We start from the raw sequence: 26,126 nt of genomic DNA, 5'->3' as shown, positions 1-26,126 counted from the left end.
CGATCACCCAGCCATGAGCTCAGATGATCTCGCTTTCTCTTCTCTGACCGTGAAGAGCCGACCGTCCATACACATAGCTCTTCTCGGCGGTTTCGACCTCGTGATCGACGACGTCCCGGTGACAGTCCCGGCCGGCTCCAAGCGACTCCTGGCATTGATCGCACTCAACTACCGCGCCTCTGTCCCCCGGGGCTTGATCGCCGGAAGGCTTTGGCCCGACGTGTCCGAGCAGAGGGCGTACACGAACCTTCGGGCGGCTCTGTCACGCCTGAGTGACCTCGGCCGGAAAGCGCTGGACGTCTCTCCCAGCGAGGTACGCCTCGCGCGGGAGGTCACTGTCGACCTCTACGACGCCCGGTGGCTGGCCCAGCGCATACTCGACCCCCGCGTCCCGGCCGAGGACCTCGACCTCAAGGCGGCGACCGTCGACCAACTCTCCGCCGATCTGCTGCCCGGCTGGTACGACGAGTGGGTCTTGCTGGAAGCGGAGCATTGGCGCCAACTCCGACTCCATGCCCTCGAGGAACTGGCGAGAGAACTCATCGACGCCGAGCAGTTCGCCGGGGCGGTGACGGCCGCTCATACGGCCGTCCAGGCAGATCCGCTACGGGAGAGCAGCCAGGTCTCATTGATCCGCGCCCACCTGGCGGAAGGCAACCTGGCCGAGGCTCTGGGTCACTTCGAACGCTATTCGCGACTCCTCCGCAGCGAGTTGGGACTCCGTCCCACACCGCGGCTGCGCCGGCTCGTGGCCGAACTGCGGCAGTCACACCCCGATGGCGGATATTTGCAGTAGTCCGGCGCACACCCACCCCAACGTCGGCGAACCCGCCACGGTTGCCCGTGGCGGGTTCGCTTTGTCGATGGGAGTTCGCTACCCGATCGCCTGGTTCCCCTGGTTCGTGTTGCCAAGGCCACCGATCGCCTGGTTCCCCTGATTGGTGTTGCCCACGCCACCGATCGCCTGGTTCCCCTGATTGGTGTTGCCCACGCCACCGATCGCCTGGTTCCCCTGATTGGTGTTGCCCACGCCACCGATCGCCTGGTTCCCCTGGTTCGTGTTCCCACCGCGACCGATCGCCTGGTTCCCCTGGTTCGTGTGGACCCGGGGGCAGAAGTTCGCATGCGGCGGCTTGCCGCATATGTTCGGTGCTGCAGGGGACGCCTTTGGCTTTGAAATCTCCTGATGCGCTGCTGCGGCAGTGCCGGTCCCTGCCCCGAGAGCAAGCGTCGCAACCAAGCTGGACGCGCCTATCAGACGAGGTATGCGATGCCGGATGTTTCTCACCATGGTGGTTTCCTTGCATGTGAAAGCGGATGTGCGCTTGTCTGCACCAGCCATCGTGGAGTCCTGGGCATCACAGTCGCGTGACGCCGGCGTGACGGGCCGGTGCACTCTCGTGGCGAGCACCTCGCCCCCCGGCTCTGCGCGGTCCCGCGTCACCCCAGGTGGGCGCCGTCTTGCGCGCTCGACGCCTCCGCTGCCCCTGGCCGGAACGGAGGCCCGCTCTCCCGCACCACCTCAAAACCGACGGAACCCGCCACGAGACCGTAGCGGGTTCGCGTTGCCGAAACGATCGACAGGTTCGGCATGTTCGGCCCCGGCTTCCCTAGCGCGCCCCGCTGCTGATCCCGATCGCCTCATTCCCCTGATTCACCCCACCGGCGACCCCCACCGCCTGATTCCCCTGATTCGCCTTACCGATGATTCCGATCGCCTCGTTCGCCTGGTTGACGTCACCGGCGACCCCCACGGCCTGATTCCCCTGATTCACCTCGCCGGTGATTGCCATCGCCTCGTTCACCTGGTTGACCCCGCCTGCGACCCCCACCGCCTGGTTGCCCTGATTCACCTTGCCGAGAGAGTGGGAACCCTTGTTCTCCTTCACCCTGTGGTCGGCGGCGTAGGCGCTTCCCGCGCCCAGCGCTACCAGACCTCCAAGCGTCACAGCGGTGATCACGAACTTCTGGAGCTTGCGCATGAATCCTGCCCTCCGTGCCTCTGCATGACGAGGTACAATTACGCATTGAAGTCGAATGGGCACTCAAAGTACATGCCGAGTGGATTCATATGCCTTGGCAGGCCCGTGTCGGCCCTCCCGATCACTCATTCATCCTCTAGCCCGATCCTCATTCCACTTGAACCGCGGCGAGCCCGGGGCTTGTTGTCGTGCATGACAACGGGCCCCCTCCGACAGGAGTGGGGCCCGTAGCCGTAGCCGTTGGCAGAGGACGTGCGAATCAGCCGCTGCCCACGAAGATCACGAGAAGCAGCCACACCACCGGAGCCGTCGGCAGCAGCGAGTCCAGGCGGTCCATGATGCCGCCGTGACCGGGGAGCAAGGTGCCCATGTCCTTGATGCCCAGGTCACGCTTGATCATGGACTCGCCGAGGTCGCCGAGTGTCGCGCTGGCCGCGACCGCGAGGCCCACCAGGAGGCCCTGCCACCAACTGCCGTCGTCGATCAGGAACTGCATGCACAGCGCGCCGGCGATCATGGCGAACAGCACCGCGCCGAGCAGGCCCTCGCGGGTCTTGCCGGGGCTGATGCGCGGGGCCAGCTTGTGCTTGCCGAAGCGCCAGCCGACGGCGTACGCGCCGGTGTCGCTGACGACCGTCAGCAGCAGGAAGGTCAGCACCCGCCAGGGGCCGTCGTCGGCGGTGAGCATCATCGCGACGAACGTGGCCAGGAAAGGCACGTAGAACGCGGCGAAGACACCGGCCGTGACGTCCTTGAGGTAACCCTCCGGTGGCTCCGTCATACGCCAGACCAGTACAGCCAGGGCCGTCAGCGCCATGGCGACCCACGCGCCCTCGGCACCCCGCACGTACCCGGCGACCACCATCGCCGCGCCGCCCACCGCGAGCGGCACGAGCGGCGCCTTGATGTCCTTGCGCTCCTGGAGCCTGCTGGTCAGCTCCCACAGGCCCACGACCACGGCGACGGCGACCACGCCGACGAACACGGCCTTGACGATGAACAGGGACGCGACGATCACCACACCGAGCCCGACGCCGACCCCTATGGCCGCGCTCAGGTCACGGCCCGCGCTCTTCTTCTGCGGCGCTGGCGCCGGCTGCGGGGCGTCGGGCATGGGCTCCGGATTCTGACGGGGACGGTAGGCGGGAGTGTGGCCCTGCTCGGGCGTGTGACCGTGCGCGGGTACGGGACCTTGCGCGTGGCTGTGACCGTGCCCGGGTGTGTGACCCTGCGCAGGCATGAACGTCTCGTCTCGGAACAGGGGGCCGCCCAGCCGAGCGGCCCCCTGTTCGTCGTCCTGGTCTCCGCCATACGCGGGTACGTCGGGCACGATGGGCATGGGGCGAGTCTGCTGCGCCTCGGGCGCATCGTACGCGGGTCCCGCCGGGGCAGCCTCCTGGACAGGCCCACCCTCGGTGGACCCCCAGTAGCCGGCCTGCCCCGCCGGTGGCGGCGCCCCCCAGGAAGAGTCGCTCATCAGACTTCGAGCAGCTCTGCTTCCTTGTGCTTCAGGAGCTCGTCCACCTGGGCGACGTACTTGGCGGTGGTGTCGTCCAGCTCCTTCTCCGCACGACGGCCCTCGTCCTCACCGATCTCGCCGTCCTTGACGAGCTTGTCGATGGCGTCCTTGGCCTTGCGGCGCACGGAGCGGATGGACACCTTGGAGTCCTCCGCCTTGCCCTTGGCGACCTTGATGTAGTCGCGGCGGCGCTCCTCGGTCAGCTCGGGGAACACCACCCGGATGATGTTGCCGTCGTTGCTGGGGTTGACGCCCAGGTCGGAGTCGCGGATCGCCTGCTCGATGTTGCGCAGCGCGCTCTTGTCGAACGGCGTCACGACCGCCATGCGCGGCTCCGGCACGGAGAACGAAGCCAGCTGGTTGATCGGCGTCAGGGCACCGTAGTAGTCGGCCACGATCTTGTTGAACATCGCCGGGTGCGCACGGCCGGTACGGATCGCGGCGAAGTCCTCCTTGGCGACCACGACGGCCTTCTCCATCTTCTCCTCGGCCTCGAGGAGGGTCTCTTCGATCACCACTTGCTCCTGCGTGTCTTGAGTAAGGCCCGGCTGCGGTTCCTTGTCGGGGCGGCGGCCGGCTGCGTCGCGTCTTCTTCCTGCACGGTTCCCGACCGGCAGGACATTGTCCATCCTCCGGCCAGGATGCGTCCCGTCCGTCCCTCGGACAGGTGTCGTACCCGGGGCGAAGGGGGTGTGCCGGTCAGTCCCGGCTGCCCTGGTCGCCCACCAGCGTGCCGATCTTCTCACCCTTGACGGCCCGGGCGATATTGCCCTCCGCCAGGAGTTCGAACACGAGGATCGGAAGCTTGTTGTCACGGCACAGCGTGATGGCGGTGGCGTCGGCGACCTTGAGGTCGCGCGTGATGACCTCGCCATAGCTGAGGGCGTCGAACTTGACGGCGTCCGGGTTGGCCTTGGGGTCGGAGTCGTAGACCCCGTCCACGCCGTTCTTGCCCATGAGCAGCGCCTCGGCGTCGATCTCCAGGGCGCGCTGGGCGGCGGTGGTGTCGGTGGAGAAGTACGGCATGCCCATACCGGCGCCGAAGATGACCACGCGGCCCTTCTCCAGGTGGCGCACGGCGCGCAGCGGGATGTAGGGCTCGGCGACCTGGCCCATCGTGATGGCGGTCTGCACCCGGCTGTCGATGCCCTCCTTCTCCAGGAAGTCCTGGAGGGCGAGGCAGTTCATCACGGTGCCGAGCATGCCCATGTAGTCGGAGCGGGCGCGGTCCATGCCGCGCTGCTGGAGTTCGGCGCCGCGGAAGAAGTTGCCGCCGCCGATGACGACGGCGACCTGCGCCCCGTCGCGCACGACGGCCGCGATCTCACGGGCGATCTTGTGCACCACGTCGGGGTCCACGCCCAGGCCCCCGCCACCGGAGAAGGCCTCTCCGGACAGCTTCAGCAGAAACCGGCCGTGTACTTTGCCGTCGTCGCTCTTCTGGGCCTTGGTGGTCATGGAGATCCCGCCTCTTTCACGTGTTGCACATACGAAGAAGGCCACTGCCGGTCGGGTCGCTGTTCGCTCCCATGCGCGGCAATGGCCTCCTCGTCAGATCTGCTGCCGTCCGCCACGTGCCGGGGTGTGGCGGTGTGTGCGGACGACTGCTGTCGACCCTATCGAGAACTGCTCACGGGTCGCGCGTCGATCGCGGTACGGACTCAGATGCCGACCTTGATGCGCGTGAAGCGCTTCAGGGTGACACCGGCCTCGTCCAGGACCTTCTGGACCGACTTCTTGTTGTCCAGCGCGTACGGCTGACCGAGCAGCGTGGCGTCCTTGAAGAAACCGTTCAGACGACCTTCGACGATCTTGGCGATCGCGGCCTCGGGCTTGCCCTCGGCGCGGGTGGTCTCCTCGGCGATGCGGCGCTCGGACTCGACGACCTCGGCCGGCACGTCCTCCTTGGCGAGGAACTTCGGCGCGAAGGCGGCGATGTGCTGCGCGATGCCCTTGGCGACCTCGGCGTTCGGCTTGTCGAGCTCGACGAGGACACCGATCTGCGGGGGCAGGTCCGGCATCGTGCGGTGCATGTAGGCGAGCACGAAGCCGTCGGAGTACTGCGCGAAGCGGTCCAGGACGATCTTCTCGCCGAGGTTGGCGTTGGCCTCGTCCACGAACGCCTGGACGGTCTTGCCGGGCTCGATCTCGGAGGCGAGCAGGGCCTCGATGTCGGCCGGGGAGGTCGCGGCGACGTGCTCGGCGATCTTGTTGGCGACGGCCTGGAACTTCTCGCCCTTGGCGACGAAGTCCGTCTCGCACTTCAGCTCGACGAGGACGCCGGAGGAGTTGTCGTCGGCGATGATGGAGACCACGGCGCCGTTCTCGGCGGAGCGGCCCTCGCGCTTGGCGACGCCCTTCTGGCCCTTGATGCGCAGCGCCTCGACGGCCTTGTCGACGTTGCCCTCGGCCTCGTCCAGCGCCTTCTTGCAGTCCATCATGCCGGCGCCGGTCAGCTCGCGGAGCTTCTTGACGTCGGCGGCGGTGTAGTTCGCCATGAGTCTGTGAGTCTTTCTCGAAGTCTGGAAGATCTTCAGATCCGCACGGTCTGCGGTCCACGTGTCCGGATCCACGTATCCGTGTTCCGTATTGCTACGGCCCACATGATTTCTACGGTTCACATGTAGACGTTGGATCCGGGTGGCGCGCCGACTCGTTGCCGACCTACGGGTGAACAGCGGGGGCGGACTTCATGTCGCCGCCCCCGCCGTCAACGCTGACGATCAGGCCTGCTCGCCCTCGGCGGCCGGAGCCTCGGCGGGGGCGGCCTCGGCGGCCGGAGCCTCGGCGGCCGGAGCCTCCTCAGCCTTCTTCTCGCCCTCGAGCAGGTCGCGCTCCCACTCGGCGAGCGGCTCGCCCGCGGCCTTCTCTCCCTTGCCCTCGGCGGCGACGCCCGAGCGGGCGATGAGGCCCTCGGCGACGGCGTCGGCGATCACGCGGGTGAGCAGGGTGACGGAGCGGATCGCGTCGTCGTTGCCCGGGATCTTGTAGTCGACCTCGTCGGGGTCGCAGTTGGTGTCGAGGATCGCGACGACCGGGATGTTCAGCTTCCGGGCCTCACCAACGGCGATGTGCTCCTTCTTGGTGTCCACGATCCAGACGGCGCTGGGCACCTTCTGCATCTCGCGGATACCGCCGAGGGTCTTCTCCAGCTTGGCCTTCTCGCGGGAGAGGACCAGCAGCTCCTTCTTGGTCAGACCGGAGGACGCGACGTCCTCGAAGTCGATCTGCTCAAGCTCCTTCAGGCGCTGCAGACGCTTGTAGACGGTCGAGAAGTTGGTGAGCATGCCGCCCAGCCAGCGCTGGTTGACGTAGGGCATGCCGACGCGGGTGGCCTGCTCGGCGATGGCCTCCTGCGCCTGCTTCTTCGTGCCGACGAACATGACCGTGCCGCCGTGGGCGACGGTCTCCTTGACGAACTCGTAGGCGCGGTCGATGTACGACAGCGACTGGAGCAGGTCAATGATGTAGATGCCGTTGCGCTCGGTGAAGATGAAGCGCTTCATCTTCGGGTTCCAGCGACGGGTCTGGTGACCGAAGTGGACGCCGCTCTCCAGCAGCTCCCGCATCGTGACGACGGCCATGGCCGTATCTCCTTGAGTTTCTCGGTTGTGCCGCGTCCGCCGGACGGCGGACGCGCCTGACGCCCGGTATGCGCCGTGCCGCGAGGGACCGAGGGGCGCTTGGTACGAACCGTTGCCGGAAGCCGTACCGGGGCGTGCGAAGTCGACCCGGTGACCCGGATCGCCAGAAGAAGTGTACGGGACCGCCGGGGCCCCGGGTGACGCCGCTGTCCACAACCGGGGAGTTGTCCACAGGTCCCGGCCATGATCGGCGCAGGTGCGGGAGGGTTTCCGCATGCGACGAGCGATGCGACGACTGATGCGGTGCGCGGCCTGGTGGGCGGGTCTGCTGCCGGCCGCGACGGTGGCGATGCTGGCTCCCCTGGCCTGGGCGGACCCCCCGCCGCCCCAGTCCCCGCCCGCCCGCCAGGCACCGGTTCCGGCCATCGGCCGCGCCTGGCCGGTGGGCAGCCGGCCGGTGGTGCTGCGGGGCTGGCAACCGCCGGCGACCGTCTACGGGCCGGGGCACCGGGGCGTCGACCTGGCGGCCCCGCCCGGCGCCCGGGTACACGCGGTCGCCGCCGGCCGGGTGACGTTCGCGGGCCGTGTGGCGGGCCGCGGCGTGGTGTCGGTGGAGCTGGCGGGCACGGATCTACGGACTACGTACGAGCCGGTGCGCCCATCGGTACGGAAGGGGGACAGGGTGGGAGCGGGCGGGGTGGTGGGCGCGGTGGAGCCGACGGGCTCGCACTGCGCCACGACGACGTGCGTGCACTGGGGCCTGCGCCGGGGCGAGACGTACCTGGACCCGCTCACCTTGCTGCCCCCGTGGCTGCTGCACCCTGGGCCGTCGAGACTGCTGCCGGTGCTGGGGGTGCCGGCCCGGCCGCGGGCGGCGGTGCCCGTCCCGGGCCCGGCCGTGCTCAGCCGCGCACACCCCGCAGAGCCATCGTCACCGCCGCGCCCGTGATCACCGCGGGATCCTCCGCCGCCCCCAGTTCGATCCGCCGCACCGCCGCGTCCACGATCCCCTGCAGCAGCAGCGCCGCCAGCCGTGGCTGCTCGTGCCCCATCTCCTGGAGTGCCTCGACGACCATCGTCACGAGCCCCCCGTGGGCCGCCCGGATCTTCTCCCGAGCCCCGGCGTCCAGCTCGCTCGCCGAGATCGCGACGACGGCCCGGTGCCGCCGGTCCCCGACCAGAGCCAGCTGCTGGCGCACATACGCCTCGACCTTGCCCTCGGCTGACTCCGCCCGCTCCATGGCCGCCGCGACCTCGGCCGCCCACACGGGGAAGTCGACCTTGCACAGCTCTTCGACGACGGCCGCCCGAGAGCGGAAGTACTCGTACACGGACGACCGCGCCAGCCCCGTCCGTTCGGCCAGCGCGGGAAATGTCAGTGCTTCCGTCCCGCCCTCGGACAGCAGGCACCGAGCCGCGTCCAACAGGGCGGCTCGCTGCATCGACCGGTGCTCGGCCACGGAGGCCGCTCGAATCCTTGGCACGTCAACCACTTTACGGACGCGCCCCCACGAACGGGAGACGACGCAGCGCCGTGGGCGCGCTCAGCGTCCGAAGCCGGCCAGCTTGGCCCGCAGCTGCAGCACCGACTTGGTGTGGATCTGGCTGACCCGGCTCTCGGTGACCCCGAGCACATTGCCGATCTCGGCGAGGGTGAGCCCTTCGTAGTAGTACAGGGTGACGACGGTCTTCTCCCGGTCGGGCAGCGTGTTGATCGCCCGCGCCAGGAACCGCCGCAGCTCCCGGTCCTCGGCCACCTCGACCGGGTTGTCGGCGGCGGTGTCCTCCAGCGTGTCCATGAGACTGAGCCGCTCTCCGCCCTCGCCGCCGACATGCAGCAGCTCTTCCAGGGCGACGACGTTGGCCAGCGACAACTGGCTGAAAATGGCATGGAGTTCCTCGACCTCCATGCCCAGTTCGGCGGCGACCTCCGCCTCGCTCGGCGTCCGTCGCAGCCGCGCTTCCAGGGTCGCGTAGGCCCGCTCCACGTTGCGGGCCTTCTGCCGCACCGAACGCGGAATCCAGTCCAGCGCCCGCAGCTCGTCGATCATCGCGCCGCGGATCCGGGTGATCGCGTACGTCTCGAACTTGATCTCCCGGTCGATGTCGAACTTCTCGATCGCGTCGATCAGTCCGAACACCCCGGAGGACACGAAGTCCGCCTGCTCCACATTGGGCGGCAGGCCGACGCTCACCCGGCCCGCCACGTATTTGACGAGCGGCGAGTAGTGCAGGATCAACTGCTCCCGCAGCCGGTCGTCCCCCGTCGCCTTGTACGACCGCCACAGCTCGTCGAGCGTCGAGGGAGCGGGCGGCCGCACGCTGCCACCGTCGCGGGCGGCTGGGGGGATCGCCGCCCGGTCGGACCCGGAGGTGTGCTGGGGCATTCGTCGCCTTGTGCCGTTCTGCCGTGAAGTGCCGTGAACTGCTTCGGAGTGCTTCGGAGTGCTGTGAAGGGGGGAGAAGGGGGGAGAAGGGGGAGGCTGCGGGGTCGTGTGGCGAAGTGGACCACCTGGGAGCTGTCGGTCTGATGTCGGGTTGGCGCGTTCTGCACCGAGGTCTTCGTGAGCGTAGCGTGACTGAGGTGTCGCGGTGTGCGAAGGGCAAGGCTCCACCCGCACGCGAAGCTCTTCGGCGGTCCACGCCGACGCTCCCCAGGTGTCGCTCTGTGTGACGGACGAGTCCATCAACTCCGCCCATTCCCAAGGGCGTACGGGGCTCCCCCGGACGGCCGAACACGCTCGGTCAGCGTGGGCGGTGACCTCCCCGGACCGACGTCAGCGCCTGGCGTGTCAACTTCCAGCCATCGCCGTGTCGTTCGACGTAACCAAGTGCTCGGAGTTCGTACAGTCTCGCGATGGTCTCGTCCGTGGTGGTCCGCGCCTCCAGCGCGATCTCCCGGGCGGGGGCCGCCCGGTTCCCGGGCAGGGCGGCGAGGACGGTCCGGGCCGCCGGTGCCAGCAGATCGCGTGGGAGGACGGGACCCCGCCGCGCCGGTGCGAGCTCGCCCATGGCGCCGACGAGTTCGACGACCTCCGCGGCGTCGGTGACCATGGTGGCCTCCCCGCGCAGCAGTTCGTGCACGCCGGCGGAGAGGGCGCTGGTGGCAGGGCCGGGCACGCCCATGGTGAAGCGTCCGAGACGCTGGGCAGCCCGTGCGGTGACCAGGGAGCCGCTGCGGAAGGCTGCCTCCACGACGACGGTGCCCCGGGTGAGGGCGGCGATCACCCGGTTCCGGAGGATGAACCGGCTCGGCGTCGGGTGATCGCCGGGCGGCAACTCGCCCAACACCATGCCCTGTTCCGCGATCCTGTCGATCAGCGCGGCGTGGCCGCGCGGGTAGGGCCGGTCGACGCCGCAGGCCAGGACGGCGACGGTGGCTCCGCCGGCGGCCAGCGCACCCCGATGGGCGGCGCCGTCGATCCCGTACGCGCCCCCTGAAACCACCACCCACCCGCGCTCGGCGAGGCCGGAGGCGAGGGTGGCCGCCATGTGCGTGCCGTACTCGGTGCAGGCGCGGGCGCCGACGACGGAGACGGACCTGAGCGCCCACATCCGCAGGCTGGGCCGCCCCCGTACCCACAGCCCGATGGGTCGGGCGTCTCCGAGGTCGTCCAGCTGTCCGGGCCACTCCCCGTCCCCCGGAGGGACGAACCGCACCCCGGCGGCCCGCGCCACCGCGAGATCCCGCTCGGGCTCGGCCCCCCGGGCCCGAGCGACAAGCCCCGCCCACCGGGCCCCGCTCGTCCCCGGCAGGGCCCTGCCGCCCCTCCGCAGCCGCCGCACCACCTCCTCGACCCCGTACTCCCGCACCCACCGTCCACCGACCTCGTCCCCCGGCTCCACGACCCGGGACAGAAACACCCGTCCGAGCAGGTCCTCGTCCGGCGGTCCCGCTGTGGTCATGCCAGTGCCCCGATCGCCATGGGCACGCCCCGCGGAACCCCGGTGCGCAGTTGCAGGGCCAGGGCGACGTCGGTGGTGTCCGGGCGGTCGTGTCCGACGAGGTCCGCGACGGTCCAGGCGACGCGCAGGACCCGGTCGATGCCGCGGGCCGTGAGCACCCCGCGCTCCAGGTTGCGCTCGGCCTGGTCCATCGCGCCGGGCACGGCGCGGAAGCGGCTGCGCAGTTCCCGTCCGGGCACTTCGCTGTTGGTGCGCCAGGGAGTGCCGGCCAGCCGGGCGGCCGTGCGTTGCCTGGCCTGCCTGACCCGGTCGGCGACAGTGGCGGTGGACTCTCCCCGGGCGCCGGGTGCGGTGAGCTGGGCCCGGCTGACGGGGTCGACCTCGACCCGCAGGTCGACTCGGTCGAGCAGCGGGCCGGACAGCCGGGTCTGGTACCGGCGGATCGCCGACGGCGCGCAGTCGCACAGTGCGTCGCGCTGCGAGAAGCGCCCGCAGGGGCAGGGGTTGGCCGCGAGGACCATCAGGAACCTCGCCGGGAACCGCACCACGCCCGCGCTGCGCGCGATCACGACGTGCCCCGCCTCCAGAGGCTGTCGCAGGGCGTCGAGGACCTGACCGTGAAACTCGGGTGCCTCGTCCAGGAACAGCACGCCCCGGTGGGCGAGGGAGACGGCTCCGGGGCGTGCGACACCGGGGCCGCCGCCGACGAGAGACTGCATCGTGGCCGAGTGGTGCGGGGCGCAGTAGGGCGCGATGTCGATCAGGGGCTTGCCCGGGGGCAGCAGCCCGGCCACCGAGTGGACGGCCGTGACCTCCAGGGACTCCTCCCTGCTCAGGCGGGGCAGGACGGCGGGCAGTCGCTCCGCGAGCATGGTCTTGCCCGCGCCGGGCGGCCCCTCCAGGAACAGGTGGTGTCCGCCGGCCGCCGCCACCTCCACGGCCGTACGGGCTGCGGGCTGGCCCACGACGTCGGCCAGATCGTGATCGTGTTGCGCGGCCCCGGTGCTGTGCATGCCGGTGGCCGCTCCCGTGCCGGGCACTCGCAGGCCGGCCAGGAGGGGGTCCGGGCGTCCCTGCTCGTGCCGTTCCTCCTCGGGGACGGGTTCATCGGTCAGGATCGCGACGAGCTGACGCAGGCTGCGGACGCCGAGCACCGACACACCGGGGACCAGCGAGGCCTCGGCGGCGGCGCATTCCGGCACGACCACCTGGTCGTAGCCGGCGTCGGCGGCGGCCAGCACCGCGGGCAGGATGCCTCGTACCGGCCGCACCCGGCCGTCGAGCCCGAGTTCTCCGATCATGACGATGTCGGCCAGGACCCTGGGATCGATCCGTTCGGCGGCACCGAGCACCGCGCAGGCCACGGCCAGGTCGAAGCCGGAACCCGCCTTGGGCACCGACGCCGGGCTGAGACCGACGGTGAGCTTCTTCTGCGGCCACTCGCCGCCCGAGTTCACCACCGCCGCGCGAACCCGGTCCCGGCTTTCCGTCAGGCTCTTGTCCGGGAGGCCTACCAGGGTGAAGGCCGCGACGCCTGGTTCCAGGTCGGCCTGGACCTCCACGACCACGCCCTCGACGCCCACCAGCGCCACTGAACACGTACGGGCGAATCCCATTCAGGCCACCCCCCGCACGTGTTCGACGGCCGGGGCACCGCGGCGGGGCAGAAGGACGCCGACCAGGTCGATGCGGACGCCTCCGGGTGGGGCTCCTCCGTGGGTGTGGATCCAGCGTTCGGCCAGGCCCCGCAGCCGTTCGGCCTTCCCGGGTGTGACCGCGGCCATCGGATGCTCGAAGGCACCACCCCTGCGGGTCTTGACCTCACAGACCACCAGGACGTCGCCGTCCCTGGCCACGATGTCGATCTCACCGGTCCTGCCGCAGCGCCAGTTGCGCTCCAGGACCGTCATTCCGGCCTCGGCCAGCCGCCGTGCGGCCAGGCTCTCGCCGTACCTGCCGAGTGCACCGCGTGCGTTGTTCATGTCGGCACCACCTCCGGCGCCAACCGTCACGCATCCCGCCCAACCGAGTGGATCTTGGTGGACTACTCAGCGGTTGTGGAAAACCCCGTCACCCGCCCGGGAGCTCCAGATCACTCTTGTTCAACTCCTCGATGTTCACGTCCTTGAACGTGAGTACCCGCACCTGCTTGACGAAACGGGCCGGCCGGTACATGTCCCAGACCCAGGCATCGGCCATGGACACCTCGAAGAACACCTCGCCCTGGACGGAGTGCACCTGCATCTCGTAGTCATTGGTGAGGTAGAAGCGCCGTTCGGTCTCGATCACGTATTTGAACAGACCGACGACATCGCGGTACTCCCGGTAGAGCTTCAGCTCCATCTCGGTCTCGTACTTCTCGAGGTCCTCGGCGCTCATGGCATGTTCCCCTTCAGCCGTGCGATCCCCCCATTGTGCGCCAGTCCGACGGGCCTTCAGGCGATTTCCGGGTCGCTAGACGATTTCCGGGTCGAGGATCAGGGGACTGGCCGGGGGACCTTCGTCGAGCAGCGTGCGCAGCAGCCCGGCGAGTCTGGTCGGGTACACCGTCTCATGCGCACGGGTCAGTTCCCGGCACGTCCACCAACGCGCTCCGGCGACACTGCGCCGCTCCAGCTCCGTCAGGCCCGTCGCGACAGTCGCCGTCTGGGTCGTACGGGCCAGGTAGTACCACTCGTCCTGGTCCCAGCGGCGGCCCGCGAACGGGAAGGAGCACCTGCGCCGCCACAGCACCGGACCGAGTTCGACGTCGGTGATGCCGGTCTCCTCGGCGAGTTCCCGCAGGGCGGCCTGCTCACGGGTCTCGGCGCCCTCCAGACCGCCGCCCGGGGTGAACCACCAGTTGTCGGCGGGGTCGTCCGGCTCGTGGCCGTGGAGCAGGAGGATGCGGTCCTCGGGATCGAGCAGGACCACCCGCGCCACCTTGCGCAGACCGCCCTCATAGGCGTTCTGGCCGGGCTGCGTGGTCTCAGCGGGCACCTGCCGCCTCCGGACGGGTATGGGCCCGCGAGCGGCCCAGACGGCTCGCGACCGGGCCGTAGGCGCCTCCGACGAGGACCAGGACGGCGCCGGTGACGACCAGCAGCTCGAGGGTGCGCAGCGGACCCGGCTGGGACAGCGCGCCCAGGGACTCGAAGCCGGTGGGGCGCTTGAGCATGCCCTTCATGGGCCAGACGACGGCGTCGACACGTGCGGACACCGCGTTGCGGGAGACCGTGCCGCCGGCCGCGTCCGTGAGGTGGGCGGTGGAGTCCAGGGAGCCCTGGCGTTCGTCACCGAGGAGGAACAGGCGGCCCTTGGGGACGGTGACCGTCGGGAAGTTCTTGATCTCCGCCAGGCTGCCCTTGGTCAGGTACGGCTCGTCGATCTGCTTCCCGTTGACGGTCAGCTTGCCGTCGGTGCAACAGGAGACCGTGTCACCGCCGACCGCGACCACGCGCTTGACCACGTCCGCGTCGGTGACCCAGCTCTTGTCACGGAAGACGACCACGTCACCGCGCTTGACCTCGTCGCCGTCGACGCGCTCGGCCAGCACCCGGTCGCCCGCGCCGATCGTCGGGGTCATCGAGCTGGTCGGCACCGTGTACGGCCGGTAGACCACCGCTCCCCACGCGAATCCGCCGAGGAACAGCACCAGGCCCAGCGCCACGGCCAGACCGGACAGCCGGTGGCCCATCCTGCTCTCACCACTCATGGACCGGGACCCTACCCGGGAGTAGGGGGCCTTGCCCACCCACCGGCTGTCGCGAGCGGGCGGCACCGCCTCACTCCTGCGCCGCTCCCGCTCAGTACTGCGCGGTTCCCGCTCGGTCCCGAGCCGCCCTCGCCACCCGGTTCAGTCTCGCGTCGCCTTCACCGCACGCCTCCGCCGCCACACCGCCACCGGAAGCACGGCCGCCACGGCGACGCCCCCCGGTGCGACCGACAGGGACACCGCCGCCGTGGACTGCTGGCCGAGGCCCGGCTGGTCGAAGGTGCCCGGGACTGGGAGCGTGCCCCAGCGGTTGATCGGCCATGCCTTGACGATGGCGCGGCCGACGACCTTGTCGACAGGGACCATGCCGTGGTTCTTGTCCTGCTGGTGGTAGCGCGAGTCACTCGAGTTCTGGCGATGGTCGCCCATGACCCAGATGTAGCCCTGGGGGACCGTGACCTTGAACTGGCCGCTGCCGTCGTCGCTGCACGGCGTGTTGCCGGCGTAGACGTACGGCTCGTTCAGTGCCTTGCCGTTCACGATCAGCGGACCGGTGTTCTTGCACTCGACGGTGTCGCCGCCGACCCCGATGACCCGCTTGATCAGGTCCTTCTCATCCGCGGACGGCATCAGGCCGATCCAGCTGAGGACCTTCTGCACGGGGTTCGGGTGGGGCGTCGGCTCACCCGCAAGCCAGTTGTCCGGGTCATGGAAGACGACGACCTCGCCACGCTCGGGCTTGGAGCCGAACCACGGGGTGAGCTTGTCGACCAGGACGCGGTCACCCCGCTGGAGGGTGTTCTGCATCGAGTCGGAGGGGATCGAGAACGCCTGCACCAGGAAGGTCTTGATCAGCAGCGCCAGCACGAGCGCGATGCCGATCAGGATCGGCAGTTCCTTCCAGAAGGAGCGCTGCTTCTTCGGCCGACCGGCGTCGTCGTCCGCCCCGGCCTCGTCAGTGGGGTCCTGAGTCTGGTCCTGCGGCTCGCCGTCCGGCCGGCCGTCGTCGGCCGCCGCGGAGCCGTTGCCTGTGCTCCCCATAGTTCCCATGGTCTCTCGGTACCCCGGTGTCGCCGCGCCCTCCGGGGCGGAATCGTTCACTTCCCCGGGGTGCCCGCGGTGCTCCTCGCCGTCGTGTCCCGACCGTGCGCCAACCGCCACATCCCCCACGCCAACTCCTTACTCTGTGCCACCGCCTGCCCGATAGCCGGTGCAAGCCCACCACTCCCATAACGAGCGGGAGTTCCGCAGGGGTCGGGAGCCGGTCCTTTGCGTTCGGATCGTCGGGGGCAACCCTATGCGACGGCCGGGGACCGACAGCCGATCCCGACACGGAGTTCACCACGCTTGCGAAGGTTTTAGGTTCTTTCAGGCGCGTCCAGTGGCCGATGGGCCAGCCGATCACCATGGCCCGGCCGATCACGGAATCCTCGGAGACGGTGCCGCCGTAGGGAGTGTCCTGGTGGGCGCGGGAGTCCGCGGAGTCCTCGCGGTGGTCGCCCATCACCCACAGCCGGCCCTTGGGGACGGTGATGTCGAACGGGGTGGAGGCCGGGGAGGTGCCCGGGTACAGGTAGTCGCCCTCCGCCAGCGGTACGCCGTTGACGGTGACGCGCCCCTTGGCGTCGCAGCACTTGACGTGGTCGCCGCCGACCCCGATGACCCGTTTGATCAGGTCTTTCTCGTTGTCGGAGGGCAGCAGACCGATGAAGGTGAGGCCTTCTTTGAGCTGTTTGACGACGACCGGCTCGTGCTTCTTCGCGGTCTGCTCGTCCTTCAGCCAGCCGCCCGGGTCGTGGAAGACGACGACGTCCCCGCGCTCGGGCCCGGAGCCGAACCACGGGGTCAGCTTGTCGACCAGGACGCGGTCACCGATCCGGATCGTCTGCTCCATGGAGCCGGACGGGATCACGAACGCCTGGACGAGGAAGGTCTTGAGGACCAGCGCTATGAGGACGGCTACGCCGATCAGCAGCGGAATCTCACGAACGGCTGAACGACGGCGCTTCCGCTTGACCTTGCGCTGCAGTTTGCGGCGCTCCGTGCGTGTACGGCCGGTGCCCGCTGCGGAGGTGCGGCGGGTCCCGGTGGGCAGCAGTTGGTCGGCGGGTGTGCCGGGCGCCCCGCGCGGCTTGCCGCGATTACCCATGGGCGCCTGCCGGGAGGGCAGCGGGCACGTGCGCGTAGGTGGACGGGCGGGTCAGGTGCGTCCAGTGCGCGTACGGCCACACGATCCAGTCCGCCCGGCCGATCACATCGCCGACCGGGATCATGCCACCGCCGGGCGAACCGAGGTGGTCGCGCGAGTCGCTGGAGTCGGCGCGGTGGTCGCCGAGCAGGAACAGGTGCCCCTCGGGTACCACCACGTCGAAGGGCACGCTGGACGGACTGTCCCCGGGGAACAGGAACGCCGACTCGTCGACGGCGCGGCCGTTCACCTTCATCCTGCCCTCCTTGTCGCAGCAGACGACATGGTCTCCCCCCACCCCTACAACGCGCTTGACGTAGTCGCCGTGCCCGAAATAGCCGGTGCCGTCGAACACCACCACGTCGCCGCGGCGCGGCTGGGCCCCGAAGCGGTACGCCAGCTTGTTCACGAGAACGCGGTCCCCGATTCTCAATCCCCGCTCCATGGATCCGCTCGGGATCTGGAACGGCTGTACCACGAAGGCGTTGAGGAGCAGCAGGAAGGCCAGGCAGGCGAAGAGGGTGAGGGTGACCCGGCCGCCCGGCAGCCGGTCGGCGATCCGTGCCGGGAACGCGAAACGCGACCGTCCCTCCGCCCCCGGAGTTCCGGGGTGGGAGGAGCGGTCGCGTTCCGTAGGCTGTGCTTCGGTGTCCATCGGGGCCAGATGCTATCCGCCCCCGCTGTGAACGCCGGCGCGAGATCAGCTCTCGCGCTTCTCCTTGATCTTGGCGGCCTTGCCGCGCAGGTCACGGAGGTAGTACAGCTTGGCGCGGCGCACGTCACCCCGGGTGACCAGCTCGATCTTCTCGACGATCGGGGTGTGCACCGGGAAGGTGCGCTCCACGCCGACGGAGAACGAGACCTTGCGGACCGTGAAGGTCTCGCGGACACCGGAGCCCTGGCGGCGGATCACAACGCCCTTGAACTGCTGCACACGAGAGCGGTTGCCCTCGATGACGCGGACGTGGACGTTGACGGTGTCACCCGGGCGGAAGGCCGGGATGTCGCTGCGCAGCGACGCGGCGTCGACGGAGTCGAGCAGGTGAGACATTTCGTCTGCTTTCTTCGCTGATGCCACAGGTCATCAACGGCATCTAGGGATGTGCACGAAGCCGTGTGCGGGTCGGGGCGGACGTCGTGTCCCCCTGTGGCAGGGGCGCACGCCGGACGGACGCACAGCAGCGGTCTATTCTTCCACGCCCTCGACCCGGCGCCAAAATCGGCCGTGCGGTTCGCCGTCCGGGTCCGGCTCCCAGCCGAGGATGGAGAGCATCTCACGGTCCTTCTTGTCGAAGGCCTTGGGGTCGCAGCGCTCGATCAGGTCGGGCCGGTTGGCGGTCGTACGCCTGAGAGCTTCGTCGCGGCGCCAGCGGGCGATCTTGCCGTGGTGGCCGCTGAGCAGCACATCGGGGATGTCCCGGCCGCGCCAGACGGGCGGCTTGGTGTAGACGGGGCCCTCGAGGAGGTTGGCCATCGCGCCGGGCGCGAAGGAGTCGTCCCGGTGGGACTCGGCGTTGCCAAGGACGCCGGGCAGCAGCCGGGCCACGGCTTCGGTGACGACCAGGACGGCGGCCTCGCCGCCGGCGAGGACGTAGTCGCCGATGGAGACCTCGTAGACCGGCATGCGGGTCGCGTACTCGTCCGTGACACGCCGGTCGATGCCCTCATAGCGGGCCGGGGTGAAGATCAGCCAGGGCCGCTCGGACAGCTCGACGGCCAGTTCCTGGGTGAAGGGCCGGCCGCTGGGCGTGGGGACGATCAGCGCGGGCGCCTTGGCTCCGGTCTCGTAGCCGTCGGCGAGGACGGAGTCCAGGGCGTCGCCCCAGGGCTCGGTCTTCATGACCATGCCGGGGCCGCCGCCGTACGGCGTGTCGTCCACCGTGTTGTGCCGGTCGTACGTCCAGGAGCGCAGGTCGTGCACGTGCACGTCGAGCCGGCCGCGTGCGCGGGCCTTGCCGACGAGGGAGACGTTCAGCGGGTCCAGGTACTCGGGGAAGATCGTGACGACATCGAGGCGCATTACGCATCGTCCCCCGAGACGTCCCCCGAGTCGTGCCGCGAAGCGGCCCCGTCGTCCCGGGAGGAGACGACCTCGGCCCGGTCGTCGATCAGGCCGGGCGGGGGCGCGATGACCGCCTTCTGCTCGGCCAGGTCGATGTCGGTGACGATCTCCTCCACGAAGGGGATCATCACCTCGCTGCCGTCGGGACGCTCCACGATGAACAGGTCCTGGGAGGGCAGGTGCGAGATCTCGGTGATCCGGCCGACCTCCTGCCCGTCCTCGGTGACCACGTCGAGGTCGATGAGCTGGTGGTCGTAGTACTCGTCCTCGCCCTCGGGCAGTTCTTCGGGGTCGATCTCCGCGATCAGCAGAGTGTTGCGCAGGGCCTCGGCTCCGTTGCGGTCGCTGACGCCCTCGAAGCGCAGGAGGAGCCGGCCGCTGTGGACGCGGCCGGTGGCGATGGTGAGCGGCCCGGCGGAGGCCGGGTCGGTGGCCAGAACGGCGCCCGGGGCGAGCCGCAGCTCCGGCTCGTCGGTACGTACCTCGACGGTGACCTCGCCCTTGATGCCGTGGGCGCGGCCGATCCGTGCGACTACCAGCTGCACGTGTCCAATTCTCCTGTCATCCTGCTCGACGTCCTGCTCAAACGTCCTGCCATACGACTGCGGGCCGGGGACGGCCCAGTGGCCCTCCCCGGCCCGAGCCGGTTGCGATGAAGCGTCAGCGGACGTGGTCCACGTCGACGAGGTCGACGCGGACACCGCGACCGCCGATGGCGCCCACGACGGTGCGCAGAGCGCGCGCGGTACGGCCGTTGCGGCCGATCACCTTGCCGAGGTCGTCGGGGTGGACCCGAACCTCCAGCACGCGCCCGCGGCGCAGGTTGCGCGAGGCGACCTGCACATCGTCAGGGTTGTCGACGATGCCCTTCACGAGGTGCTCAAGCGCCTCTTCGAGCATGCTGCTCAGGCCTCGGTCGACTCGGACTCAGCAGCCGCCTCGTCCTTCTTCTCAGCCTTCTTCTTCTGGGTGATCGCCTCACCCTTGCCCTCGTCGTCACCGCCGAGAGCGTCGAACGACGGGCGCGCGGCCTTCGGCTCGGCGACGAGCAGCGGCGCCGGGGCCGGCTCGCCCTTGAACTTCTGCCAGTCGCCGGTCTTCTTCAGGATGGCGAGGACGGGCTCGGTCGGCTGCGCGCCGACACCCAGCCAGTACGCCACGCGCTCGGCGTCCACCTCGATGACCGACGGGTTGTAGGTCGGGTGGTACTTGCCGATCTCCTCGATGGCCCGGCCGTCACGGCGGGTACGGGAGTCGGCGACGACGATGCGGTAGTGAGGCGAACGGATCTTGCCCAGACGCTTCAGCTTGATCTTGACTGCCACGGGAGTGGATTCTCCTGGTTTTGACGTGGTTGGGCACGGCGAGCTGCCGCGTGGGGTTGCGGTACCCGAATGCCCGATGGACGCGTCAGCCGGAGGAGAGAGGGGTCCTGTGCGGCTGTCGAGTACAGCTAGCCATTCTGCCACACCGTATGGGGCGCTTCCGGCCGAGGGTGAGGCGGGGTGCGTCCGGGCATGCGCGTACGGCACCCGGCGTGGAGGGGAGTTACGTCGGGTGCCGCGCCCGGGCCCGGCGAGCGGGTCGCGGCTGCCACGAGCAGCCGCGGTCTCAGCTCGCCGCCCCCACGACCTCGGGGATCCGGAACGGCTTTCCGCAGCCGCCGCACACGATCGGGGCCTGGGCCAGGACCGACGGGACCACGCGGACGTTGCGGCCGCAGTCGCAGACCGCCTTGACGCGGACGCCGCCGCCGGAGGAGCCGTGCCGGGCGGCCGGGCCGCGGAAGGTGCGGGAGGTGTCGGCGGAGGTGGCCGCGGTGTGGGCCTTCAGCGCGCGCTGCAGCCGCTCGATGGTCGGGCGGTAGCGCCGCTTCGCCTCGGTGTTGAGCGTGACCAGCGAGAAGCCGCTGCTCGGGTGCGGTTCCTCGGGGTGGTCCAGGCCCAGCTCCTCGGCGATCGCGAGGAAACGGCGGTTGTGGTAGCGGCCGGCGCGGGAGGTGTCGCGGACACCGCGGGCGGCGGCGAGGCCGTGGACTGCTTCATGGAGCAGTCGTTCGAAGGAGAGTTCGTGCCCGCACGCGGACGACGACTCCCCGATCAGGGACTCTGGCGCGGCCAGATCCGGCAGCTCGGGGTGGTACCGCTGAATGTCGGACCACGCCTGCGCCAGCTCTGCGGCGAGGACAGGGGTTGTCTGTGTCGTGCTCACGTAATGACAACGAGCGTGGGTGCCGCTGTGTTCCTATTCCGGGGCATCCCAAATAATTTGCACGTACCCGTCAGTTGCCGCTGATGCGTCCTGACGAGGGCGGGTGCGCTGATCTGCGGAGAAGCGGCACAGCTCATACCAAGCTGGTGCGTAGTTCGACGTACGCCCCGGCGCGTAGCCCGGCCGCGGCGGCGGCCGGCGGATGCACAAGGGGCGTTTCGGCCGCTCTGGGGAGGAGACCTCACCTCAGTCAGCGTCCGTGACGATCGCGACGTTACCGTTCGACGGCCCGGCCCCCGACACCGGGCCGTCGGCAAACGGACCGCCACGACCCCTGGACGCCGCCGCGAGCCGGGAGTTACCTGTCAACCGTGGAGAGTGCGCACGCACCGGGGGCCACACGACGGGGGGACCCACGGGGGCACAGGCGGTGAACTGTCGGCGGATTGGGGCGTTTACCTATGACACCTACGCTCGTGCGGCACCACCCCTCCCGCGCGGATTCGGCACCCGATGCGCCGGACTGCGCGGACCTGGGCGCACGCGCGCGTGACTGGTCGGAGATCCAGGAGCGGATGCTGGTCCCGCTCCACGAGACCGTCTACGAGCGACTCGACGTGGGCCCCGGCACCCGGCTGCTGGGCCTGCGCTGCGGCTCCGGGCTGGCCCTGCTGCTGGCCGCCTCCAGAGGGGCCGCGGTCACCGGTGCCGATTCCTGCCCCGAGCGGCTCGCCCTCGCGCGTGAACGCCTGCTCCCGGACACCCCGCCCCCGCAGGGGGCACGCACGCGTGGGGCCGTACGCATCCTCGGGGACATCCGGGACGACTGCGGTGCAGCCGAGGCGGCCACGGACGCGGCCGACGACGCCGAGGCGGAGGCGGAGGCGTACACCGTGGTGACCGTCTTCGAGCCGATCGGCTGCCGCGCCGGCGACGCGGAGGACCTCGCCGAGCTGCTCGCCACCGCGCTGCCACAGGCCGCGCCCGGGGCCGCCGTGGTGCTGGCCGGCTGGGGCCCGCCGGAGCGCTGCGCCACCTCGGGGGTGCTGCGGGTGGCGACGAAACCGGCCGGTCCCCCGCGGGGCGCCCGCGCCTGGCGTCCGGCCCGGCACGACGACCTGGAGGAGGTCGCACAGCGGGCAGGACTGCGGCCGGACGGCTCCGGCCGGGTCGCCTGCCCCTTCGGCTACGCGGACCTCGGCAGCGCCGTACGCGGCCTGCTGTCCACGGGACTGTTCGACGGAGCGGTCGCGGCGACCGGTCGCAGACAGGTTGACAAGGAACTGACCGAGGCCCTGCGCCCACACCGGCGCGCGGACGGGACGGTGTGGATGCCGAACGTGTTCCGTTACCTGATCGCCCGCGTCCCCTAGGACTCGTCGAGGTCCTTGGCCAGGCGGGTGATCCCGGCGATCCGGTACGCGTCCGCCTCCTCCAGCGTCTCGTTCTCCAGCAGCGCCTGCGCCAGCGCGTCCAGTTGGTCGCGGTGGTCGCGGAGCTTGCGGCACGCCGCCTGGTAGCACTCGTCCACGATCCGCCGCATCTCGCCGTCGATCACGTCGAGGGTCTGCGGGGCGGCGGCGAGCCCGTACGCCTGCTGGGCGTCGTTGGGCAGGGCGGACAGCCGGCCGACCCGCTCGCTCATGCCCCAGCGGGAGACCATCCCGCGTGCGATGCCGGTGACCTGCTCGAGGTCGCTCTCCGAACCAGTGGTGATCACTCCGTAGACCACCTGCTCGGCGGCCATTCCGCCGAGCGCGCCGATGATCCGGCCGCGCAGGTACTCCTCGGTGTACGCGTACCGGTCGGCCTCCGGCGTGGACAGCGTCACGCCGAGCGCCCGGCCGCGCGGCACGATGGTGACCTTGCGCACCGGGTCGGCGCCCGGCTGGAGCATGCCGAGCAGGGCGTGCCCGCTCTCGTGGTAGGCGGTGCGCCTGCGCTCCTCGGCAGGGATCACCAGTGGGCGTTCCGCACCGAGCTGGACCTTCTCCAGGGCATCGGAGAGGTTGCTCTGGGTCACGGCGTCCTGCTTCCGCTTGACCGCGAGCAGGGCGGCCTCGTTGGCGAGGTTCGCCAGATCGGCGCCGGTCATGCCCGGGGTGGTGCGGGCCACCTGGGCGAGGTCGACGCCCGGGGCGAGGGGGATGTCCCGGGTGTGGATCTCCAGGATGGCCTCACGGCCGCCCCGGTCCGGCGGCGAGACCTGCACCACGCGGTCGAAACGGCCGGGGCGGGTCAGCGCCGGGTCGAGGATGTCGGCCCGGTTGGTGGCGGCGAGCACGATGACGCCCTCGGCGCCGGAGAAACCGTCCATCTCGGTGAGGATCTGGTTCAGGGTCTGCTCGCGCTCGTCGTGCCCGCTCACCGACGCGCCGCCGCCACGCGCCCGCCCGATGGTGTCGATCTCGTCGATGAAGATGATCGACGGGGCGACCTTGCGCGCCTCCGCGAACAGCTCCCGTACCCGGGAGGCGCCCACGCCGACGATCATCTCGATGAACTCCGAGGCGGACGCCGAGAAGAACGGCACTCCCGCCTCCCCCGCGACCGCCCGCGCGAGCAGTGTCTTGCCGGTGCCGGGCGGGCCCGCGAGGAGCACGCCGCGGGGCATCTTGGCGCCCATGCGGCGATAGGCGTCGGGATTCTTCAGGAAGTCGACGACGTCGTGCAGCTCGCCCTGGACCTCGTCGATGCCGGCCACGTCGTCGAACGTGGTGCGCTTCTGCCCCGGCACCAGCTCGACCGGCTTGGGCGGCGCCTTGCGGCCGAGCATGCCGCCCGGACCGCCGAGCCCGGCTCTCATCCGCCGCGCGACGAACACCCACACGGCGACCAGCAGCACCATCGGAGCCAGCGAGATCAACAGATTGGCGAGAAAACCGCGGTGCTGGACGACGGGCTCGGCCGTGACGGTGACGTGGTGCCGGGTCAGGTTCGCCCAGAGGTCGTCATCCGCGAAGGACGGACGCTCGGTGTTGAACTTGGTGTACGTGCCGCCGCCCGGCTTGGTCCGCTCCTTCTTGAGCTGGCCCTGGATCGAGTCGCCCTTGGCGTAGATCTTGGCGACATTGCCGTCGTTCACCTGTCTGCTGAACTCGGTGTACGCGATCGTCGGCTCGTTGGCCTGGTCGAAGTAGGACAGCACCAGGTTGGCGGCCAGGTACACCACCAGCGCGGCGACGATCAGCCCCCACCAGCCCCCGCGCAGCCGCCGCCCGCCGGGCGGCTTCGGCGGCTCCTCGGGAGCACCCTCGGTGCGCCAGGGCTGGTCCGGCGACTTGCGCGGCGGCGCAGGGTTGGTCATATCGGGACGTTACGACATGGACCAATCCCTGGCACGCGCAGCGGAACCCCTGACATACGCGGAGGGTGCCCTTCCGGAGAAGGACACCCTCAGAGACGTACGAGCGGGACTCAGCCCATGAACTTCTTGAACTCGTCCGGCAGCTCGAAGTCCTGGGCTTCCTGCTGCGGCAGCCCGAACGCGTTGCCGCCCTGCGCGGCCGCCTCACGGCGCTGCGCGGCCTCCAGCTCCTGCTGCTTGCGCTTCATCGGGTTGCCGGAGCGCTGCTTGCCCTTGGCCTGCTTCGGCTGCTTCTTCTGCCGGCCGGGGCCGCCGCCCATGCCCGGGATCCCCGGCATGCCGGGGATCCCGCCGCCCTGGGCCATGCGGGACATCATCTTGCGGGCCTCGAAGAACCGCTCGACGAGGTTCTTCACCGCGCTGACCTCGACCCCGGAACCCTTGGCGATACGGGCACGGCGGGAGCCGTTGATGATCGTCGGGTCCTGGCGCTCGGACGGGGTCATCGACTTGATGATCGCGGCGGTGCGGTCGACGTCCCGCTCGTCCAGGTTGTTGATCTGGTCCTTGATCTGGCCCATGCCCGGCAGCATGCCGAGCAGCTTGGAGATGGAGCCCATCTTGCGGACCTGCTCCATCTGGGACAGGAAGTCGTCCAGGGTGAAGTCCTGGCCCTTCTTGGACGCCAGCTTCGAGGCCATCTTCTGGGCCTCTTCCTGGCTGAAGGTCTTCTCCGCCTGCTCGATGAGGGTGAGCAGGTCACCCATGTCGAGGATGCGGGAGGCCATCCGGTCCGGGTGGAACGCGTCGAAGTCGTCCAGCTTCTCGCCGTTCGACGCGAACATGATCGGCTTGCCGGTGACCTGCCGGATCGACAGGGCCGCGCCGCCACGGGCGTCACCGTCGAGCTTGGACAGGACCACGCCGTCGAAGCCGACGCCGTCGCGGAAGGCTTCCGCCGTGTTGACGGCGTCCTGACCGATCATCGCGTCGACGACGAACAGGATCTCGTCGGGCTGGACCGCGTCCCTGATGTCCGCGGCCTGCTGCATCATGTCCTGGTCGATACCGAGACGGCCTGCGGTGTCCACGATCACGATGTCGTGGACCTTGGTCCTGGCGTGCTCGATGGAGTCCTTGGCGACCTTGACGGGGTCACCGACACCGTTGCCGGGCTCCGGCGCGAAGACGGCGACACCGGCGCGCTCGGCGACGACGCTCAGCTGGTTGACGGCGTTGGGACGCTGGAGGTCGGCGGCGACCAGCAGCGGCGAGTGCCCCTGCTCCTGCAGCCACCGGCCGAGCTTGCCCGCGAGCGTGGTCTTACCGGCACCCTGGAGACCGGCGAGCATGATCACGGTGGGAGGCTGCTTGGCGAAGCGGAGCCGCCGGGTCTCGCCACCGAGGATGGTGACCAGCTCGTCGTTGACGATCTTGAGGACCTGCTGGGCCGGGTTCAGCGCCTTGGACACTTCGGCGCCGAGTGCCCTTTCCTTGACGTTCTTGATGAACGTCCGGACGACAGGCAGGGCCACGTCGGCTTCGAGAAGCGCGATGCGGATCTCACGGGCCGTGGCGTCGATGTCCGCCTCGGACAACCTGCCCTTGCCGCGGAGGTTTTTGAAAGTCGCGCTGAGGCGGTCGGAGAGGGTATCGAACACGGTGGCGTCGGT

28 protein-coding genes and 1 pseudogene are annotated in these 26,126 nt (G+C 69.8%); 3 read left to right on the top strand and 26 right to left on the bottom strand.

The genetic code is table 11. The features are described 5' to 3' along the window. The first annotated feature begins 13 nt into the window (after nucleotides 1-13). Nucleotides 14-796, top strand: coding sequence for a BTAD domain-containing putative transcriptional regulator (locus K7G59_RS26795; protein WP_225838574.1), 783 nt, complete (start codon nucleotides 14-16; stop codon nucleotides 794-796). A 78-nt stretch (nucleotides 797-874) separates the two neighbouring features. Here the strand turns inward: K7G59_RS26795 and K7G59_RS26790 are convergent, their stop codons facing one another. The 7 genes from K7G59_RS26790 to rpsB all read right to left on the bottom strand — a co-directional run bounded on the left by K7G59_RS26790 (nucleotide 875) and on the right by rpsB (nucleotide 7,085). After that, the gene (locus tag K7G59_RS26790) at nucleotides 875-1,030 is read right to left on the bottom strand and encodes a hypothetical protein (protein ID WP_225838573.1); all 156 of its coding nucleotides are present in this window, start codon (nucleotides 1,028-1,030) and stop codon (nucleotides 875-877) included. Between the two features lie 580 nt (nucleotides 1,031-1,610). After that, the gene (locus tag K7G59_RS26785) at nucleotides 1,611-1,982 is read right to left on the bottom strand and encodes a hypothetical protein (protein WP_225838571.1); all 372 of its coding nucleotides are present in this window, start codon (nucleotides 1,980-1,982) and stop codon (nucleotides 1,611-1,613) included. A 259-nt stretch (nucleotides 1,983-2,241) separates the two neighbouring features. Then, nucleotides 2,242-3,459 (bottom strand): phosphatidate cytidylyltransferase, encoded by a 1,218-nt coding sequence (locus K7G59_RS26780; RefSeq protein ID WP_225838569.1) that lies wholly within the window; start codon nucleotides 3,457-3,459, stop codon nucleotides 2,242-2,244. Continuing rightward, the gene (gene frr / locus K7G59_RS26775; protein ID WP_225838566.1) at nucleotides 3,459-4,016 is read right to left on the bottom strand and encodes a ribosome recycling factor; all 558 of its coding nucleotides are present in this window, start codon (nucleotides 4,014-4,016) and stop codon (nucleotides 3,459-3,461) included. Before frr ends, K7G59_RS26780 begins: the two co-directional genes overlap by 1 nt. Before the next feature lie 184 nt (nucleotides 4,017-4,200). Further along, nucleotides 4,201-4,959 (bottom strand): UMP kinase, encoded by a 759-nt coding sequence (gene pyrH / locus K7G59_RS26770; RefSeq protein ID WP_225838563.1) that lies wholly within the window; start codon nucleotides 4,957-4,959, stop codon nucleotides 4,201-4,203. Nucleotides 4,960-5,162: 203 nt separating this feature from the next. After that, on the bottom strand, nucleotides 5,163-5,999 hold the full coding sequence (tsf, locus tag K7G59_RS26765) for a translation elongation factor Ts (RefSeq protein ID WP_225838561.1): 837 nt from the start codon (nucleotides 5,997-5,999) through the stop codon (nucleotides 5,163-5,165). A 225-nt stretch (nucleotides 6,000-6,224) separates the two neighbouring features. After that, the gene (gene rpsB / locus K7G59_RS26760) at nucleotides 6,225-7,085 is read right to left on the bottom strand and encodes a 30S ribosomal protein S2 (protein WP_225838558.1); all 861 of its coding nucleotides are present in this window, start codon (nucleotides 7,083-7,085) and stop codon (nucleotides 6,225-6,227) included. A 349-nt stretch (nucleotides 7,086-7,434) separates the two neighbouring features. On the opposite strand from rpsB, the gene K7G59_RS26755 reads away from it, so the two are divergent. Then, nucleotides 7,435-8,034 carry a peptidoglycan DD-metalloendopeptidase family protein gene (locus K7G59_RS26755; protein WP_374114287.1) on the top strand — a complete coding sequence of 200 codons (600 nt, stop codon included), beginning with the start codon at nucleotides 7,435-7,437 and terminating at the stop codon, nucleotides 8,032-8,034. Here K7G59_RS26755 and K7G59_RS26750 read toward each other — a convergent pair. From K7G59_RS26750 to K7G59_RS26670, 17 genes and pseudogenes are all read right to left on the bottom strand, one after another. Next, nucleotides 7,988-8,545 carry a TetR/AcrR family transcriptional regulator gene (locus tag K7G59_RS26750; protein WP_225838658.1) on the bottom strand — a complete coding sequence of 186 codons (558 nt, stop codon included), beginning with the start codon at nucleotides 8,543-8,545 and terminating at the stop codon, nucleotides 7,988-7,990. The genes K7G59_RS26755 and K7G59_RS26750 overlap by 47 nt on opposite strands. Nucleotides 8,546-8,629: 84 nt before the next feature. Beyond that, a complete protein-coding gene (whiG, locus tag K7G59_RS26745; RefSeq protein WP_225838554.1) occupies nucleotides 8,630-9,472 on the bottom strand; it encodes an RNA polymerase sigma factor WhiG in 843 nt (280 codons plus the stop codon). 358 nt (nucleotides 9,473-9,830) lie between these two features. Then, nucleotides 9,831-10,991 (bottom strand): DNA-processing protein DprA, encoded by a 1,161-nt coding sequence (gene dprA / locus K7G59_RS26740; RefSeq protein ID WP_225838552.1) that lies wholly within the window; start codon nucleotides 10,989-10,991, stop codon nucleotides 9,831-9,833. Continuing rightward, nucleotides 10,988-12,607, bottom strand: a complete 1,620-nt coding sequence (locus K7G59_RS26735; RefSeq protein WP_225838549.1) for a YifB family Mg chelatase-like AAA ATPase — start codon at nucleotides 12,605-12,607, stop codon at nucleotides 10,988-10,990. Before K7G59_RS26735 ends, dprA begins: the two co-directional genes overlap by 4 nt. Next, complete coding sequence (locus K7G59_RS26730) at nucleotides 12,608-12,973, bottom strand: YraN family protein (RefSeq protein WP_263976806.1); 366 nt, start codon at nucleotides 12,971-12,973, stop codon at nucleotides 12,608-12,610. Nucleotides 12,974-13,061: 88 nt separating this feature from the next. Beyond that, nucleotides 13,062-13,370, bottom strand: a complete 309-nt coding sequence (locus K7G59_RS26725; protein ID WP_003965949.1) for a DUF2469 domain-containing protein — start codon at nucleotides 13,368-13,370, stop codon at nucleotides 13,062-13,064. Between the two features lie 75 nt (nucleotides 13,371-13,445). Continuing rightward, a complete protein-coding gene (locus tag K7G59_RS26720) occupies nucleotides 13,446-13,970 on the bottom strand; it encodes an NUDIX hydrolase (protein ID WP_225838545.1) in 525 nt (174 codons plus the stop codon). Next, a complete protein-coding gene (lepB, locus tag K7G59_RS26715) occupies nucleotides 13,960-14,685 on the bottom strand; it encodes a signal peptidase I (RefSeq protein ID WP_225838543.1) in 726 nt (241 codons plus the stop codon). The genes K7G59_RS26720 and lepB (K7G59_RS26715) overlap by 11 nt, the downstream gene beginning before the upstream one ends. 141 nt (nucleotides 14,686-14,826) lie before the next feature. After that, nucleotides 14,827-15,855 (bottom strand): signal peptidase I, encoded by a 1,029-nt coding sequence (gene lepB, locus K7G59_RS26710; protein WP_374114284.1) that lies wholly within the window; start codon nucleotides 15,853-15,855, stop codon nucleotides 14,827-14,829. Continuing rightward, nucleotides 15,761-16,834, bottom strand: a pseudogene (gene lepB, locus K7G59_RS26705) (signal peptidase I); the annotation flags it as partial. The gene lepB (K7G59_RS26710) and the pseudogene lepB (K7G59_RS26705), both read right to left, overlap by 95 nt. Further along, on the bottom strand, nucleotides 16,827-17,528 hold the full coding sequence (gene lepB / locus K7G59_RS26700; protein ID WP_225838538.1) for a signal peptidase I: 702 nt from the start codon (nucleotides 17,526-17,528) through the stop codon (nucleotides 16,827-16,829). The pseudogene lepB (K7G59_RS26705) and the gene lepB (K7G59_RS26700), both read right to left, overlap by 8 nt. Before the next feature lie 45 nt (nucleotides 17,529-17,573). Continuing rightward, entirely contained in the window at nucleotides 17,574-17,924 is a 351-nt protein-coding gene (rplS, locus tag K7G59_RS26695) for a 50S ribosomal protein L19 (protein WP_055704359.1), read from the bottom strand. A gap of 135 nt (nucleotides 17,925-18,059) precedes the next feature. Beyond that, on the bottom strand, nucleotides 18,060-18,893 hold the full coding sequence (gene trmD / locus K7G59_RS26690; protein ID WP_225838537.1) for a tRNA (guanosine(37)-N1)-methyltransferase TrmD: 834 nt from the start codon (nucleotides 18,891-18,893) through the stop codon (nucleotides 18,060-18,062). After that, nucleotides 18,893-19,480 (bottom strand): ribosome maturation factor RimM, encoded by a 588-nt coding sequence (gene rimM, locus K7G59_RS26685; RefSeq protein ID WP_225838536.1) that lies wholly within the window; start codon nucleotides 19,478-19,480, stop codon nucleotides 18,893-18,895. The genes trmD and rimM overlap by 1 nt, the downstream gene beginning before the upstream one ends. Before the next feature lie 115 nt (nucleotides 19,481-19,595). Next, the gene (locus K7G59_RS26680) at nucleotides 19,596-19,835 is read right to left on the bottom strand and encodes an RNA-binding protein (protein WP_003973401.1); all 240 of its coding nucleotides are present in this window, start codon (nucleotides 19,833-19,835) and stop codon (nucleotides 19,596-19,598) included. Nucleotides 19,836-19,840: 5 nt separating this feature from the next. Next, on the bottom strand, nucleotides 19,841-20,260 hold the full coding sequence (gene rpsP / locus K7G59_RS26675) for a 30S ribosomal protein S16 (protein WP_225838535.1): 420 nt from the start codon (nucleotides 20,258-20,260) through the stop codon (nucleotides 19,841-19,843). A gap of 286 nt (nucleotides 20,261-20,546) precedes the next feature. Next, the gene (locus tag K7G59_RS26670) at nucleotides 20,547-21,146 is read right to left on the bottom strand and encodes a hypothetical protein (protein WP_225838534.1); all 600 of its coding nucleotides are present in this window, start codon (nucleotides 21,144-21,146) and stop codon (nucleotides 20,547-20,549) included. A gap of 461 nt (nucleotides 21,147-21,607) precedes the next feature. On the opposite strand from K7G59_RS26670, the gene K7G59_RS26665 reads away from it, so the two are divergent. Further along, entirely contained in the window at nucleotides 21,608-22,519 is a 912-nt protein-coding gene (locus K7G59_RS26665) for a cyclopropane-fatty-acyl-phospholipid synthase family protein (RefSeq protein ID WP_225838533.1), read from the top strand. Here the strand turns inward: K7G59_RS26665 and ftsH are convergent. Together ftsH and ffh are read right to left on the bottom strand one after the other, a co-directional pair. Continuing rightward, entirely contained in the window at nucleotides 22,516-24,453 is a 1,938-nt protein-coding gene (ftsH, locus tag K7G59_RS26660) for an ATP-dependent zinc metalloprotease FtsH (protein ID WP_225838532.1), read from the bottom strand. The two genes, K7G59_RS26665 and ftsH, sit on opposite strands and share 4 nt — an antisense overlap. 110 nt (nucleotides 24,454-24,563) lie before the next feature. After that, entirely contained in the window at nucleotides 24,564-26,114 is a 1,551-nt protein-coding gene (gene ffh, locus K7G59_RS26655) for a signal recognition particle protein (RefSeq protein ID WP_225838530.1), read from the bottom strand. Between the last annotated feature and the right edge of the window lie 12 nt (nucleotides 26,115-26,126).

Origin of the sequence: Streptomyces sp. NK08204 (assembly GCF_020400585.1) — a bacterium.
In the GTDB taxonomy this organism is placed as follows: domain Bacteria; phylum Actinomycetota; class Actinomycetes; order Streptomycetales; family Streptomycetaceae; genus Streptomyces.
Note: the sequence above shows the minus strand (reverse complement) of the source record. Positions and strands in the feature narration are given on the sequence as shown.